Raw genomic sequence first — 16,344 nt, 5'->3', positions numbered from 1 at the left:
GCGCAAAAACTGCTGCGCGCAAAAAGGAAACGGTTGGCACGGTTCCGGACGGCGCAGGTTGCGCAGACGGGGCATGGCCACCAGGGAAAGGATAACGCATGGTCGACACAGTTGACGATCAGGGAATACCTGCTCCAGAAGGAAATTCCGACATCATCGAAACAGATTACGAAATCGGTCAGGACAATTTCGAAACGAAGATCGGGCCTTTCGGCCTGGACTTTCACAACCCTGTCTTTGCGATGGCCGGCATCTCTATTGTCGCCTTCGTATTTTTCGCGTTGGCGCTGCCGGATCAGGCGAATGCCATGTTTTCATGGTCGTTCGACTTCGTGACCAAGACATTCGATTGGTTTTTCCTCAGCGCCGCCAATATCTTTGTGATTTTCTGCCTCTTCCTGATCGTCAGCCCCTACGGCTCGATCCGGCTGGGCGGGACCGAGGCGACGCCCGACTACAGCTACATCGGCTGGTTTGCGATGCTTTTCGCGGCGGGCATGGGCATTGGCCTCATGTTCTTCGGCGTGTCCGAGCCCATGAGCCATTTCGGCAGTTCGCTGGGCGGGACAAGCGTTGAAAACGGTCTGCGCACCGACTGGGCTCCCTTGGGCGCGGCGGCATCCGAGGCCGAAGCGACGCGCCTTGGCATGGCGGCGACGATCTTTCATTGGGGTCTGCACCCTTGGGCGATCTATGCGGTTGTGGCGTTGGCGCTGGCGCTGTTCAGCTACAACAAGGGCCTGCCCCTGACGCTGCGTAGCGCGTTCTACCCCATCTTTGGCGAGCGGGTCTGGGGCTGGACCGGCCATATCATCGACACGCTGGCCGTTTTTGCCACGCTCTTTGGTCTGGCAACATCGCTGGGCTTTGGCGCCGAGCAAGCGGCATCGGGCCTGACCTTCCTTTACGGATCGGGCGACGCCGCAGAAGGCACGCGCAGTTTCCTTGGCATCGCCTATGGCAACAGCGAAGAATCGGGAGTCGCGGATAGCAGCACGCTGCTGGTTCTGCTGATCACGGGCATCACCGCGATCGCGCTGATTTCGGTGGCGCGCGGTCTGGATGGCGGGGTCAAGGTGCTGTCGGAGATCAACATGGGCCTTGCGGGCCTTCTGCTCCTCTTTACCCTGATCGTGGGCGGTCCGATTTTCTTGCTGACCTTCTTTGCGGACAGCCTCTGGGCCTATCTGCAAAACCTCATCCCGCTCAGCAATCCGTTCGGGCGTGACGATACCAACTTCGTGCAAGGCTGGACGGCATTCTACTGGGCCTGGTGGATCAGCTGGTCACCCTTCGTGGGCATGTTCATCGCCCGCGTCAGCCGGGGCCGCAGCGTCCGTGAATTCCTGATCTGCGTGCTGCTGATCCCCAGCCTGGTCTGCGTGCTGTGGATGAGTGTCTTTGGCGGTACGGCCATCAGCCAGGTCGTCAATGACGGCTACACGGCGGCCAAGGAAGCCTCGCTCGAGCTGAAGCTCTTTTACATGCTCGATCAGCTGCCATTGGCGACGATCACCTCGACCATCGGGATCATCCTCGTGGTGGTGTTCTTCGTGACCTCGTCCGACTCCGGCTCTCTCGTGATCGATACGATCACGGCGGGTGGCAAGGTGGATGCGCCGGTCACGCAGCGTGTGTTCTGGTGCATCTTCGAGGGTGCGGTCGCGATCGTGCTGTTGATCGGAGGTGGGTTGGCAGCGTTGCAATCGGCTGTCATCTCGACGGGCCTGCCATTCACAATGGTGCTGCTGGTCATGTGCTGGGCCATCTTCCGCGGCCTGCAATCCGAAAAACGCGCCTAGGCACAAGGCAGCTTCAGCCGATCTGACAAGGCCCCCCGATGCTTGCGCGTCGGGGGGCTTTGTTGTTTGCTGCCCCGAACGCAGAAGGAGGGGCCGAGATGGGCAGCAATTTGGACGTTGAATTCGTACGCGGGCAGTTCCCGGCCTTCGCCGAACCGTCTCTGGCGGGGCAGGCTTTTTTCGAGAATGCGGGCGGCTCTTACGCATGCGCGCCCGTCATTGATCGACTGACCCGTTTTTATCGCCAGCGCAAGGTGCAGCCCTATGCGCCCTATGAGGCCAGCACATTGGGCGGCGCCGAGATGGATGAGGCTCGTGCGCGGCTCGCCGCCATCATGGGCATCGACACGGACGAGCTGAGCTTCGGCCCCTCGACCACTCAGAATACCTATGTGCTGGCACGCGCCTTTGCCCAGTGGATGCGGCCCGGCGACGCAATCATCGTGACCAATCAGGACCACGAGGCCAATACCGGGCCGTGGCGGCGTTTGGCCGATGAGGGATATGAGGTGCGCGAATGGTGCATAAACCCGGAGACCGGCCATCTGGACCCCGGCGATCTGGAGGATCTGCTGGATGAGCGGGTGCGGCTTGTCTGCTTTCCCCATTGCTCGAACGTGGTGGGCGAGATCAATCCCGTCACTGAGATCACCGCACTCGCGCATGCGGCAGGCGCCTTCGTCTGCGTTGATGGGGTCAGCTATGCGCCCCACGGCATCCCGGATGTAGGTGCGCTGGGCGCGGATATATACCTCTTTTCGGCGTACAAGACCTACGGGCCGCATCAGGGTATCATGGCGATCCGGCGCAGCCTTGGAATGATGCTGCCCAACCAAGGTCACTACTTCAACGAGGACAGCCTCTACAAACGCTTTACCCCCGCGGGCCCGGATCATGCGCAGGTCGCGGCCTGTGCGGGCATGGCGGATTATATCGATGCGCTGGCGGATCATCACGGGTTGGAGGGCGATGCTGCGGCGCGGGGGCGCGGCGTGCATGACATGATGCGTGCCCATGAGGAGGCGCTGCTGCAGCCGCTGCTGGACTATGCGTCCTCGCGCAATTCGGTGCGTTTGATCGGTCCCGGTGACGCAGCAGGCCGCGCGCCTACCGTCGCCCTGCGCACCGACCGCCCGGGCGAGGAGGTCGCGCGCGATCTCAGCCATTATGGCATCATGGCGGGGGGCGGCGATTTCTACGCTGTGCGCGCGCTGCGGGCGATGGGCGTAGATCCGGCGCATGGTGTTCTGCGCCTCAGCTTTGTTCACTACACCAGCCCGGCCGAAGTTGATAAGTTGATGAATGCGCTGGACGAAGTTCTTTGATCCCGTGCGCCGCGCCCTATGTCATGCGCGAGTGCACAAACCGGACCTGACATGAGCGATAGCAAACCAACCCTCCTATGGCTCCGCCGCGATCTGCGGCTGAGCGACCATCCCGCATGGGCGGCCGCGCTCAAGGCTGGCGGGCCGGTCATTCCGGTCTTCATTCATGATGATACCGTCGCGTCGCTGGGCGCCGCGCCGAAATGGCGGCTTGGCCTTGGCCTTGGGAAGTTGGCCGAGACGCTGGACGAGAAGGGCAGCCGCCTGATCCTGCGCAAGGGCGAGGCGCTACAGGTGCTACGGGATCTGATCGAGGAAACCGGGGCAGGGGCGGTGCATTGGTCGCGCCTTTATGATCCGGACGCGATCGAGCGGGACAAGGCCGTGAAATCCGCCCTCAAGGAGGACGGCATCGATGCCGTAAGCCATGCGGGCCATCTGATGTTCGAGCCGTGGACGGTCGAGACGAAGGATGGCGGCTATTACAAGGTCTACACGCCCATGTGGCGCGCGGTGAAGGACCGCGACGTGGCCGAGCCGCTGAAGGCGCCCACGGATCTGCGCCCGCCTGAGAGCTGGCCGGGCACGGACGATCTGAAGGACTGGCGCATGGGCGCCGCCATGGACCGGGGCGCCGATATCGTTCTGCCCTATCAAACGATCGGAGAAGAGGCCGCGCAGGACCGGCTCGCGTGGTTCATCGATGATCCGATCAATGACTACAACGACGCGCGCGACAAACCTGCCGTCAACGGCACGTCCGGCCTGTCGGAGAACCTGAGCCTCGGCGAGATCAGCCCGGCGCAATGCTGGCACGCCGGCATGCGCAAGCTGAACATGGGGTCGAAAGGCGCCGAGGCATGGCTGAAAGAGCTGGTCTGGCGCGAATTCGCATATCATCTCATCTATCACACGCCGCAAATCGCCACGCGCAACTGGCGGGAAAAATGGGACGAGTTTCCCTGGAACGAGGATGGCGATACGCCCGAGGTGATGGCGTGGAAACAGGGGCGGACGGGCATCAAGTTCGTCGATGCCGCCATGCGCGAGATGTATGTGACCGGCCGCATGCACAACCGCGCCCGCATGATCGTGGCCAGCTACCTGACCAAGCATCTGATGACCCATTGGCGTGTCGGGCAGGCATGGTTCGATGATCACCTGACGGACTGGGACATCGCCAGCAACGCGATGGGCTGGCAATGGGCGGCTGGCTGCGGGCCGGACGCTTCGCCCTATTTCCGCATCTTCAACCCCGAGACGCAGCTGGAAAAATTTGATAAAAAGGGAAACTATACCCGCGCGTGGATCGTGGAAGGACAAGACGAGCCGAGCGAGAGCGCGCTGAGTTATTTCGACGCGATCCCGCGCAGTTGGGACATCGGGCCGGATGATGCCTATCCCGAGCCTGTCGTGGGCCTGAGCGAGGGGCGCCAGCGCGCGCTCGATGCCTATAAAGGTCGTTCGTTCTGAGCGATTGAAGATGACAGGCCAGTACGCGGACGCGTATCACGCCGATAAAAAATGGAATGACCGCTGCCATGATCCTGACTTCGACCAACGGCCAGAAAGATCTGCCCCGCTATTTTGCCGCTGTTTTTGACAAGGCGCGCCATGTCAATCGCGGGCGGCTTGACTTTGTGCTGCCCGACGGACGCGTCTTTCGCGCCGAGGGTCCCAATCCGGGCCCGGTGGGCGAGGTGCACCTGCACAACACGGACGTCTTTGCGCGGCTGATCCGCGAGGGGGATCTGGGATTTTGTGACGCCTATCTCGACGGCTGGTGGTCCACACCCGATCTGCAGGCGTTGATGGATTTCATCTGCACCGACAACGAGGACGTCTATGACGGCTTTCCGGGGATGAGCTTTGTCCGCGCCTTCGAACGCGCGCGCCACTGGCTGCGCAAGAACTCCAAGGGGCAGGCGCGCAAGAACATCAGCCACCACTACGATCTGGGCAATGATTTCTACAAGCTCTGGCTGGACGAAACGATGACCTATTCTAGTGCCATCTTCGAGACGGGCCAGGAGAGTATGGAGAAGGCACAAATCGCCAAATATGCCTCGATGGTCGACCGGATGGGCGTGGAGCCGGGTGATCATGTGCTGGAGATCGGCTGTGGCTGGGGGGGCTTTGCCGAATATGCCGCGGCCGAGCGCGGATTGAAGGTGACCGGACTCACCATCAGCCGCGAGCAGTTGAATTACGCGCGCGAGCGGATCGAGAAGGCGGGCCTGTCGGATCTGGTCGAATTCAAGATGCAGGACTACCGCGATGAGCGGGGTATCTATGACGGCATCGCCAGCATCGAGATGTTCGAGGCGGTGGGCCAGCAATACTGGCCCGTTTATTTCCAGACCGTGCGCGATCGGCTGCGCCCCGGCAAGCGTGCGACGTTGCAGATCATCACGATCAGCGACGCGCGCTGGGATGTCTATCGCAAGGGCGTTGATTTCATACAGAAATACATATTTCCGGGCGGTATGCTGCCCAGCCCCACGGTGCTGCGCCAGGAGGTCGAGCGCGCGGGCCTGACTGTGGCCGGCTCCTTTGAATTCGGCGAGAGTTACAGCCAGACGCTGCGCCGCTGGCATGAGCGTTTCAACGATCAATGGGACAGTGTCGCCGCTCTGGGTTTTGACGAGCGGTTTCGGCGGATGTGGAATTTCTACCTGACCTCTTGCGCCGGATCGTTTCACGCGGGAAACTGCGACGTGACACAGATTACCATCGCAAAACCCGGATAGCACATGCCCGCCACGCGTACCTTGCCCACCGCCGCCCGCCTTGTCGCGGCCCTGTCGCTGGGTGCGCTGGGCTGGTTTGCCTCTGATCTGGTGCGCCCCCTTATGCCCGAGGGCACTGCCTTTGGCTGGTTCAATTACGTCAATGCGGTGCTGGGCCTTCTTTGCGGCTGGATCGTGATTGGGAGCCGGGCGGGGCGCGGCATGGTCGACGCGCTGGCCAATGGTTTGACCGGGGTCCTGGCGCTGATCATCTGGGCCTTTTTCCTGCAAAGCCTCAATCTGATGCTCAAGCAGTCCATGGAAAATCGGTATGATGGCCCCGCCGAGGCGATTATCGGCATTTTCGACAATGCCGTGGATTATGCCCAATATCTGATCGACCCGATGCTGATCGGCGTTCTGTTGATCGGCGGGATGCTGTGCGGTGTTCTGGCGGAGGCAGCGTCAAGACGCTGGAGCTGAGCCGGGTGGAGGATATCTTTCTCTACGGCACACTTCGTGACACCGAATTGCGGAACATCGTGCTGGGCGCCGAAGCGCCGGTGATCCAGGCGATACTGCCCGATCACGCGGTATTCTGGGCCGAGGGACAGATCTATCCCACAATCGTCAATCAGTCAGGCGCGGCGGCGCCGGGGTTGTTGTTGAACGCGCCTGATGCTGCGCTGCTTGCGCGGCTCGATTTCTATGAGGGTGGCTTTGGCTACGATCTGGCCCCGGTGGAGGTGCGGGATCACGCGGGCATGCCTCGACCCGCGCGCGTTTATTTCCCGCGCCCGGGCGCTGTGCCGCCCGGCGCGCCCTTTGATCTAGGCGATTGGCAGGACCGGCATGGTGCGCTCAGCCGTACCGCCGCGCAGGAGGCGATGGGTTACTTGGGGCGCCTTGACGCCGACACGCTCGCCGCGCGGATGCCGATGATCCGTGCGCGGGCGTCGGCCCGGCTGTCGGCGGCAGAGGGCGTGCCTGCGCGGATCCGCAGCGACACGCCCAGCCGCGCCGTAGAGACGCTGGAGACCGAGGTAAACCATATCGGCTTCTACCGGTTCGAGACGCAACGCCTGCGCCATCCGACGTTTGCGTCCGGCGCGGATCAGCAAGTGCGCCGCGAGATGGTGGTGGCCACCGACGCCGTCATGGTGCTTCCCTATGATCCGGTCCGGGACCGTGTGCTGATGGTCGAGCAGTTTCGCATGGGCGCCTATGGCCGGGGCGATCCGCGCCCTTGGATGTTGGAGCCGGTGGCGGGCCGCATCGACGCCGGCGAGACGCCCGAGGAGGCCGCGCGCCGTGAGTGCGAGGAGGAGGCGGGTATCGCCCTCAGCGCGCTGGAGCCGATTGCCAGCTATTACTGCACACCCGGCTACTCCACGGAATATTTTCACAATTTCGTGGGTCTTGCCGATCTGCCGGACGACTTGCCGCGCCTTGGCGGGCTTGCGTCCGAAGCCGAGGATATCCGCATTCATCTGATAGGTTTTGCGGATGCAATGCGTCTTATCGAAACGGGTGAGGCCGATAACGGGCCGCTGATCCTGTCGCTATTATGGCTCGCGCGGGAGCGCGCGACGCTCCGCCGGACGCCTTGAGTCCAAGACGTATCAAGCCTAAGTGTTCTCCCAACGCTTCAAGCTGAAAGGACGCGCCATGCGCATTGCCGAGGATCTGGCCGACGCAGTCGGTAACACCCCTTTGATCAAGCTGCGCCGCGCCAGCGAGGAGACCGGCTGCACCATTCTGGGCAAGGCCGAGTTCCTAAATCCGGGCCAGTCGGTCAAGGATCGCGCTGCGCTCTATATCATTCGCGATGCGGTGCAGCGCGGCGAGCTGAAACCCGGCGGCACCATTGTCGAGGGGACGGCGGGTAACACCGGCATCGGCCTCGCCCTTGTGGGTGCGTCGATGGGGTTCAAGACCGTGATCGTCATCCCCGAGACGCAGAGCGAGGAAAAAAAGGACATGCTGCGCCTTGCCGGCGCCGAGCTGGTGCAGGTGCCTGCCGCGCCCTACAGCAATCCAAACAATTTCGTGCGCTATTCCGAGCGGCTGGCCAAGGAATTGGCCAAGACGACCGAAGCGGGCGTCATCTGGGCGAACCAGTTCGACAACACCGCCAACCGCCTTGCCCATATCGAGACGACCGGCCCGGAATTGTGGGAGCAGACGGGCGGCAAGCTGGACGGCTTTTGCTGTGCGGTCGGCTCGGGCGGCACGCTGGCGGGTGTCGGCATGGCGCTCCAGCCCAAGGGCGTAAAGGTGGCGCTGGCCGATCCTATGGGCGCCAAACTCTATAGCTATTACACCACCGGCGAGCTGGCGAGCGAAGGCGAGAGCATTGCCGAAGGCATCGGGCAGGCGCGCATCACCGCCAATCTCGAAGGGTTCACGCCCGATTTCGCCTATCAGATCACGGATCATGAGGCATTGCCGATCGTGTTCGATCTTCTGCATGAAGAGGGGCTCTGCATGGGCGCGTCGACCGGCGTGAACGTTGCGGGCGCGATGCGGCTCGCCAAGGAAATGGGGCCGGGGCATACCATTGCCACCATCTTGTGCGATTACGGCTCGCGCTATCAGTCCAAGCTCTACAATCCGGAGTTCCTGCGCAGCAAAAACCTGCCGGTACCGGATTGGATGACGGGCGCGCCGCGCTCGATCCCGGGTGTGTTCGCGGAATGATGGCACTGCTGCGCCATCTGGCTCTGGTGCTGGCGCTGGCATTCATGCCTGCGCTGGGCGTGGTCGGGACGGCCATTGTCGCGGTGCCGGGCGCTGCCCATGCGCAGCAGCCGCCATCGGCGCCCGATTACGATGCGTGGAACAATCTGGCGGGCCGCGCCGCGGACGCCATCGAAAATCAGCGCGCTTCGCTCGCGTCATTCGAGGCGCTGCGCGAACAACTGGCCGAATGGCGCAGCGTCTTTGCCAATGCGGAAAGTATCAATTCAAGTGCGATTTCAACGCTTGAGGCCCAAATCCGCGCGCTGGGCCCCGCACCCGCCGATGGCGAGAGCGAAGGCGCCGATATCGCGTCACAGCGCGAGGCGCTGAACAAGCAGCTATCCGAATTGCGGGCGCCGGTGCGGCAGGCCGAGCTGGCCTACAGCGAAGCCGACGAGATGATCCGCAACGTCGATCGCATCATCCGCGAGCGGCAGGCCGAGGAATTTCTCGAGCGCGGGCCTTCGCCGCTTAATCCTGCCAACTGGTCTGATGGGCTAAGTGCGCTCTACACGACTTTCGAAAATGTCCGCGCCGAAATGTCCGGCGCGCTATATGACCCGGTTCGCCGATCAGATGTCTCGCCGCGTCTGCCTGCCGCCATCGTGTTGGGCCTTATTGGTCTCATTTTATTGGTGCGCGGGCGGTTCTGGGCCGAGTTTCTGGTGCGCCTCATCATGCCGAAGGCCGTCACCTCGGGCAAATGGCTGATCCGGTTCGTCATGTCGCTTGGCGAGATCCTGATGCCCTTCATCGGCGTTCTGCTGATGGTCCAGGGCTATGTGCTGTCCGGCTTTCTCGAGGAGCATTCGGCCAGGGTGCTCGACATCCTGCTGACGACGGTCCTGATATTTCTGGTGGCGCGCTGGCTCGCGCAGCGCCTCTTTCCGCGGGAGGACGACAATCGCCTTTTGCTGAGGCTGGAGGCAAGCGATCGCAAGGCGGGGCGGCTTTACGGTGGCCTCTTGGGCGTCATCATCGCGGTTATGCATTTCATCCGCGAGTTGGCGGATGGCGGAGGTTGGTCACCCGAAGCGCGTGTCGTCATGGTGTTCCCTGTCATGGTTCTGGCTGGCCTGCTTCTGATCCGGCTGTCGCGGATCCTGGCCAAGCATTACCGCAGCTCGGCGGAAGATGCCGAAGATGCGGGTGCGGAGTCGGGCGGGTATCGCAGCCGGATCGGCAATCTCTTCGTCAAGCTGCTCGTCGCGGTGGCGATCGGGGCGCCGCTTCTGGCCAGTATCGGGTATTACAAGGCGGCTGTCGGCCTTTTGATACCGTCGCTTCTGTCGCTGATGCTGCTGGCTGTCATCCTCGTGCTGCGCGGTGTTGTCGTTGAAATCTACGTTCTGGCCACGCGCAAGAGCGAAGGCTCGTCCGATGACCTCTTTCCGATGTTGGCGGGTTTCGTTCTGGCGCTTATGTCGCTGCCTTTCTTTGCCCTCGCCTGGGGGGCACGCGTCGCGGATCTGAGCGAGCTTTGGGTCCGCTTCAAGCGCGGCGTGACTTTGGGCGATCTGACCATTTCGCCAACGATCTTCCTTACATTTGCCGTGGTTTTCGCCATCGGTTTCTTGATCACGCGGCTCTTGCAGGGCACCCTGAAAAATTCGCTCTTGCCCAAGACGCGGATGGAAATGGGCGCACGCGATGCGATCGTGTCGGGTGTCGGATATATCGGTATTTTTCTGGCCTCCCTGATCGCGGTGACCAGCGCGGGCATCGACCTTAGCAGCCTCGCCATCGTTGCCGGTGCGCTGTCGGTTGGTATCGGTTTTGGCCTGCAGAACATCGTGTCGAACTTTGTTTCGGGCATCATCCTGCTGATCGAGCGGCCCATCGGGCAGGGCGATTGGATCGAGGTGAACGGGCAGCACGGCACTGTGCGCGAAATCTCGGTGCGTTCGACGCGGATCGAGACCTTCGATCGCTCGGACCTGATCATTCCCAACTCGGACCTCGTCAGCGGAGTCGTTACCAACTACACCAAGGGCAGCACTGTCGGCCGCGTGATCGTCAAGGTGGGCGTGGCCCGCGGGACTGACACCCGGCGGGTCGAGGCGATCCTGCACGAAGTCGCAACTGCCCACCCGATGGTGCTCATGAATCCCGAGCCGACGATCCTCTTTCGCGGTTTCGGAACGGATTCCTATGATTTCGAGATCCGCGCAATCCTGCGCGACGTGAATTTCATCATGAATGTCGGCTCGGACATGAACCATGAGATCGCCAAGCGTTTCGACGAGGAGGGTATCGTGATCCCGTTCCAGCAACGCGATATCTGGCTGCGCAACCCCGAGGCTCTGACCGGTGCATCCAAGGGCGACGCCCAAAGCGATGCGGCGGGCGATCGCAATCAAACCCGCGAAGACGGCGCCGAAAAGGTGGCTGCGCAGGGTCCGACCAAAGCGCAGGAGGCGCAGCGTATGGATGATGCCGATGGCGCGGGCGGCGCTGGCGGAGACGGGCGATGACCCATCCTATCTTCCTGGACGATCCCTATTGTGCAGACGCACCCGGCCGCGTCGTTGCGCATACTGCCGAGGGTGGCATCGTTCTCGACCGGTCGATTTTCTACCCCACGGGGGGCGGGCAACCGGGCGATAGCGGTCATGTCAGCTGGGCTGGCGGCGGTCTGGATGTGGCGACAACGGTCAAGGGCGATGCGGACGCCATCGTGCTTGTCCCTGCTGCGCCGCAGGCATTGCCGCCCGTCGGAATGCAGCTTCAGCAGGTGCTGGACTGGCCGCGCCGCCATCGCCTGATGCGGATGCATACTGGCCTGCATTTGCTATCTGTCGTGATTCCGTTGCCCGTTTCGGGCGGCGCCATTGCGGAGGCGCGCAGCCGACTTGATTTCGACATGCCCGAGGCGCCCGAGGATCCCGACGCGCTCGAGGCGGCGCTCAATGCGCTGGTCGATGCGGATCTGCCTGTAACCGAGGATTGGATCACCGGCGCCGAGCTGGATGCCAACCCCGAACTGGTCAAGACGATGTCGGTCGCCCCGCCCCGCGGCGCGGGGCGCATCCGTCTGGTGCAGATCGGGAACGGGCCGGCCTTTGTGGATCGCCAGCCATGCGGCGGCACTCATGTCGCACGCACCGGCGAGATCGGCCAGATGCGCATTGGCAAGATCGAAAAGAAGGGCCGTCAGAACCGCCGCGTCTATCTGCACCTCGATAACTGAAAAGCGCCATTATCCGCTTGATCTGCCGCCCGCGCGCCCGTTAAAGAGGCGCAACGGAGCGGTGGCCGAGTGGTCGAAGGCGCACGCCTGGAAAGTGTGTAGGCGGGAGACCGTCTCCAGGGTTCGAATCCCTGTCGCTCCGCCATTATCCCCAGTCCATAGCACGTCATAGCTCCGCGGCATCTGGCGCTTTGCCGCGAAATTGCATGCTGGGATCGTCCAGCGCATCTGACATATTGCACCTTCGCGTCCGTCGCGGTCATATTGCCGCATGGATATCTTGAACATGGACGCGCGCGGCCAATCCGCGGCCTTGGCGAAGGGCGATCTGTCCGCGGCCGAGCTGATGGAGGCGACACTGGCGCGGATCGCGGCGGTCAATCCACGCGTCAACGCCGTTGTCAGCCTTCGGGACGGAGCCGAGCTGATGGCGGAAGCGCACGCGGCGGACGCGGCGCCGCGTGCGGGCTGGCTCCACGGCATTCCTATCGCCATCAAGGACCTTGCCAATGCTGCCGGGCTGCCTACCTCGCGTGGCTCACCGCTGTTTGCGGGTGAGGTGGCTGAGGCCGATGACATTATGGTAGCACGCTTGCGGGCGGCAGGTGCAATCGTGATCGGCAAGACGAACACGCCTGAATTCGGCCTCGGATCGCACACGTTCAACCCGGTGCATGGCGCGACGCGCAACCCCTACGACCTCACCCGCTCGGCGGGTGGCTCCTCGGGCGGGGCGGCGGCGGCCTTGGCGACTGGGATGCTGGCGATTGCCGACGGGTCGGACATGATGGGCAGCCTGCGCAATCCGGCGGGTTGGAACAACGTTTATGGTATGCGCCCCACATGGGGCACGGTCCCGTCCGAGCCGATGGGCGACATGTATCTTCACCAGCTGTCAACGAACGGGCCGATGGCGCGCACGCCCGGCGATCTGGCCGCGCTTCTGGATACGATGACCGGCGCCGATCCGCGCCAGCCGCTAAGCGCTGAGGGTTCCAAGACGCTGGGCGGCATTGATGCGGCGCCGGAGCGGCTGCGCATCGGTTGGCTGGGCGACTGGGGTGGCGCCTTTCCCTATGCGCCGGGCATTACCGAGATCTCCGAAGCCGCGCTGCGCCAGATGGAGGGTATGGGCCACAGCGTCGAGGCGCTGCAGGCGCCGTTTGACGCGGAGGCGATCTGGCACGCCTGGACCCAGCTGCGCTCATTCGCGGTGGCGGGCAGTCTGGGCGCCATCCATGGCGATCCGGCGCGCCGCCCGTTTCTCAAGCCGGCCGCCCTATGGGAAATCGAGCGCGGCCTCGCGATGAGCGCGCGCGAGGTGCAGCGCGCGAGCGAGATCCGCTCGGACTGGTTCCGCCGCACCGCGCAGCTGTTCGCGCAGCATGATGTGCTGGTTTTGCCCTCGGCGCAGCTCTGGCCATTTGACGTTAATTGGACATATCCCGAAGAGATTGCGGGCCGCGCGATGGACACATATCACCGCTGGATGCAGGTGGTCGTGCCCGCAGGGTTGATCGGCCTGCCGGTTGTAAACCTGCCGATCGGCTTCGGTGCAGAGGGCCTCCCTGCGGGTTTGCAGATGATCGGTCCACGGGGCAGTGATGGATTGCTGCTGCGCCTTGCGCAGCAGTGGCATGAGCGGGCTGCTTGGCCGCAGGCGCGGCCAGCAATGCGAGGGGAATAAGCGATGGAAACGACCGCAGGACGCGCCCATGGGGTGCCGGAACTGAACCAGCCGACCCCGGCGCTGTTGCGCCGCGCGCTGGCAGCGGGCTGGCAGGATTTTCGGGCGGCGCCCGCCTTCGGCCTTTTGGTCTCGACCCTCTGCCTGCTGGCGGGCTGGGGGATGACTGCGCTCACCGTCTGGGCCGGTCATACCTTCTGGCTGGTTCTTGGCGTCTTTGGCTTTCCTCTGATTGCGCCCTTCGCCGCGCTGGGCACCTATGAGGTTTCGCGCCTGCGCGGGCTTGGCGAGGCGCCCAGCATTGGCCGCGTTTTCCGCGCGCTCTGGACTGAGGGCGGGCGGCACCTGCCGATGCTCTGCGCGCTGATGATGGTGATGCTGCTGTTCTGGTTTTTCCTCGGACATATGATCTTTGCGCTCTTTCTGGGGCTCAAGCCGATGACCAACATCATGTCCTCGGGCGAGGTGTTCCTCAGCCCCAATGGCCTGATGATGCTGGCTTTCGGTACAGCCGTCGGTGCAGGCTTCGCGCTCTTTCTCTTTTCGATCTGCGTGATCGGCCTGCCGCTCCTTCTGGACCGCGAAGTGGATTGCATCACGGCAACCGCGCGCAGCGTGCGGGTGGTGATGGCGCATCCGGCGATCATGCTGGGCTGGGCGGCCTTCATCGCCGTCCTTCTCGTGCTGGCGATGCTGCCTGCGTTCCTTGGCCTGTTGGTGGTGCTGCCGTGGCTGGGCCATGCGTCGTGGCATATCTATGCGGGGCTTAAGGCGGAGTAGGGCGCGCCGCTTGGGCGCGGCGCCCTACCACTGCACCCCGGCGCGCAGCGCGTCATGGATCGCCGCGTGGATATTGCGGGACGATACCGCATCCCCGATCCGGTAGAGATCAAAGCCGCCCTCGGGCCGGATCGTCTCGAAGAGCGGGCCGGACCCGGCCACCACTGCCGCCTCGCGCAGCGCGCCGTTGTTGCGCGACAGGGGCTTCAGATCAAAATAGAGATCGCTCAGCGGGATCGTGCCCTGATTGACGATGACCTGATCGTATTGCCGCGTCTCTTCGAGCGGCGAGTAATCCGTGCCGATGCGCGCCTCGATCATGTTGCCCGCGCGGCGCAGACCCTTGAGGGTGCGCGTCACGGTAAAGGTGGCGCCATTGCCTTGCAGGCTGCGCATATAGGGGACCAGGTTCATGCCCATGATCTCGGGGGCAAAGCTGCGGTCGCGTGTCATAATCTCGACACGACCGCCCGCCGCGGTGATCGCCTCGGCGGCCATCAGGGCGGGATGATCGCCCGCATCGTCGTAGATCAGCACATTCTCCCCGGGCTGCGCGTCACCGGTCAGGATGTCCCAGGCCGAGACGGCAAGGTCTGCACCCTCGTCCAGGACCGTGATGTCGGGGAGGCCGCCGGTGGCGATGACCACCACATCGGGGCCCAGCCCCGTGATATCCTCGGCCTCGGCCAACGTGCCGAAATGAAAGGTGACGTCCCGCGCGGCGCACTGCGCCATGCGCCAGTCGATGATGCCGATCATCTCGCTGCGGCGGCGCGACTGGGCGCAAAGGCGCACCTGACCGCCGGGATCCTTCGCCGCCTCGAAGACGGTCACGTCATGCCCACGCTCGGCGGCGACGCGCGCGGCCTCCAGCCCCGCCGGACCCGCGCCGACGATCACGGCGCGCTTGCGCGCGGGGGATGGGGTAATGACATGCGGCAGAGACAGCTCGCGCCCGGTGGCCGGGTTGTGGATGCACAGCGCCTCGCCCGCCTGATAGATCCGGTCGAGGCAATAGGTGGCGCCCACGCAGGGGCGAATATCGGCCTCGCGCCCGGCAACGATCTTGGCGACGATATGCGGGTCGGCCATATGCGCCCGCGTCATTCCGACCATATCCAGAAGGCCCGCCGATATGGCGTGCCGCGCGGTCGCCACATCGGGGATGCGCGCCGCATGGAAGGTGGGCAGACCGATCTCGGCCCGGATGCGGCCCGCGAAATCCAAATGTGGCGCCGAGCGCATGCCCTGTACCGGAATCACATCCGTCATGGCCGGATCGGTGTGGATCTGGCCACGGATCACGTTCAGGAAATCGACCTGGCCCGTCGCCTTGAGGCGGCGCGCGATTTCCAGCCCCTCGGCCTCGGTGATGCCGCCCGGCGCGGTTTCATCCGCGGTATAGCGCAGGCCGACGATGAAATCGGGGCCCACGCGGGCGCGGATCGCGTCCAGCACCTCCATCCCAAAGCGCATCCGGTTCTCCAGATCGCCGCCATAGGGCGCGTCCATCGTGTTGGTCAGGGGTGACCAGAACTGCTCGATCAGATGGCCATAGGCCTGCAGCTCGATCCCGTCGAGGCCGGCTTTCTGCATTCGCTCGGCGGCGTCGGCATAGTCGCTGACGATCCGCGCGATGTCGAATTCCTCCAGCTGTTTCGGAAAGGCGCGATGCGCCGGCTCTCGGTGATGCGAGGGCGCGACCGAGGGCAGCCAATCGCCCTTGCTCCACCCGGTGCGCCGGCCCAGATGCGTCAGCTGGATCATCACGGCGCAGCCATGGGCATGGCAGGCATCGGTCAATTCGGCCATCCACGGCACAACCTCGTCCTTGTAGGCCAGCACGTTGTTGAAGGCCGGCGGGCTGTCGCGGCTGACCACGGCCGATCCTGCCGTCATCGTCAACGCCACGCCCGCCCTGGCGCGCTCCTCGTGATAGGCGCGGTAGCGCTCGGTCGGCATGCCGTCCACCGGGTAGGCGGGTTCGTGACTGGTGGTCATGATCCGGTTTTTCAGCGTCAGGTGTTTCAGCTGGTAGGGCTGCAGCAGGGGGTCGCGGCTCATGGTCGGGGCCTTATCGCAAGGGGGT

Annotated in this window: 12 protein-coding genes and 1 tRNA gene; 12 read left to right on the top strand and 1 reads right to left on the bottom strand. The window is 63.6% G+C overall.

The features are described 5' to 3' along the window. The first annotated feature begins 98 nt into the window (after nucleotides 1–98). From BW975_RS10500 to BW975_RS10445, 12 genes are all read left to right on the top strand, one after another. A complete protein-coding gene (locus tag BW975_RS10500; RefSeq protein ID WP_076533766.1) occupies nucleotides 99–1,802 on the top strand; it encodes a BCCT family transporter in 1,704 nt (567 codons plus the stop codon). 98 nt (nucleotides 1,803–1,900) lie between these two features. After that, nucleotides 1,901–3,127, top strand: coding sequence for an aminotransferase class V-fold PLP-dependent enzyme (locus BW975_RS10495; RefSeq protein WP_076533764.1), 1,227 nt, complete (start codon nucleotides 1,901–1,903; stop codon nucleotides 3,125–3,127). A gap of 51 nt (nucleotides 3,128–3,178) precedes the next feature. Beyond that, nucleotides 3,179–4,600 (top strand): cryptochrome/photolyase family protein, encoded by a 1,422-nt coding sequence (locus tag BW975_RS10490; protein WP_076533762.1) that lies wholly within the window; start codon nucleotides 3,179–3,181, stop codon nucleotides 4,598–4,600. Nucleotides 4,601–4,668: 68 nt separating this feature from the next. Further along, a complete protein-coding gene (locus BW975_RS10485) occupies nucleotides 4,669–5,877 on the top strand; it encodes an SAM-dependent methyltransferase (RefSeq protein WP_076533760.1) in 1,209 nt (402 codons plus the stop codon). A gap of 3 nt (nucleotides 5,878–5,880) precedes the next feature. Continuing rightward, on the top strand, nucleotides 5,881–6,339 hold the full coding sequence (locus tag BW975_RS10480; protein WP_083687077.1) for a TrgA family protein: 459 nt from the start codon (nucleotides 5,881–5,883) through the stop codon (nucleotides 6,337–6,339). Next, nucleotides 6,297–7,466 (top strand): NUDIX domain-containing protein, encoded by a 1,170-nt coding sequence (locus tag BW975_RS10475; protein ID WP_083687076.1) that lies wholly within the window; start codon nucleotides 6,297–6,299, stop codon nucleotides 7,464–7,466. The genes BW975_RS10480 and BW975_RS10475 overlap by 43 nt, the downstream gene beginning before the upstream one ends. 58 nt (nucleotides 7,467–7,524) lie before the next feature. Then, nucleotides 7,525–8,556 (top strand): cysteine synthase A, encoded by a 1,032-nt coding sequence (locus BW975_RS10470; RefSeq protein WP_076533756.1) that lies wholly within the window; start codon nucleotides 7,525–7,527, stop codon nucleotides 8,554–8,556. After that, a complete protein-coding gene (locus BW975_RS10465) occupies nucleotides 8,553–11,072 on the top strand; it encodes a DUF3772 domain-containing protein (RefSeq protein WP_076533754.1) in 2,520 nt (839 codons plus the stop codon). Before BW975_RS10470 ends, BW975_RS10465 begins: the two co-directional genes overlap by 4 nt. After that, the gene (locus tag BW975_RS10460) at nucleotides 11,069–11,788 is read left to right on the top strand and encodes an alanyl-tRNA editing protein (RefSeq protein WP_076533752.1); all 720 of its coding nucleotides are present in this window, start codon (nucleotides 11,069–11,071) and stop codon (nucleotides 11,786–11,788) included. Before BW975_RS10465 ends, BW975_RS10460 begins: the two co-directional genes overlap by 4 nt. 55 nt (nucleotides 11,789–11,843) lie before the next feature. Next, nucleotides 11,844–11,933 (top strand) — tRNA-Ser (locus BW975_RS10455). 126 nt (nucleotides 11,934–12,059) lie between these two features. Further along, nucleotides 12,060–13,475 (top strand): amidase, encoded by a 1,416-nt coding sequence (locus tag BW975_RS10450; RefSeq protein WP_076533747.1) that lies wholly within the window; start codon nucleotides 12,060–12,062, stop codon nucleotides 13,473–13,475. A gap of 3 nt (nucleotides 13,476–13,478) precedes the next feature. After that, nucleotides 13,479–14,255, top strand: a complete 777-nt coding sequence (locus BW975_RS10445; RefSeq protein WP_076533740.1) for a DUF2189 domain-containing protein — start codon at nucleotides 13,479–13,481, stop codon at nucleotides 14,253–14,255. Between the two features lie 24 nt (nucleotides 14,256–14,279). Here BW975_RS10445 and BW975_RS10440 read toward each other — a convergent pair whose 3' ends face one another. Further along, nucleotides 14,280–16,319, bottom strand: a complete 2,040-nt coding sequence (locus tag BW975_RS10440) for an NADH:flavin oxidoreductase (protein WP_076533737.1) — start codon at nucleotides 16,317–16,319, stop codon at nucleotides 14,280–14,282. Between the last annotated feature and the right edge of the window lie 25 nt (nucleotides 16,320–16,344).

It is taken from the genome of Roseovarius nanhaiticus (assembly GCF_900156535.1).
GTDB classification, from domain to species: Bacteria; Pseudomonadota; Alphaproteobacteria; order Rhodobacterales; family Rhodobacteraceae; genus Roseovarius; species Roseovarius nanhaiticus.
This window is presented reverse-complemented; position numbering and strand designations above follow the sequence as displayed.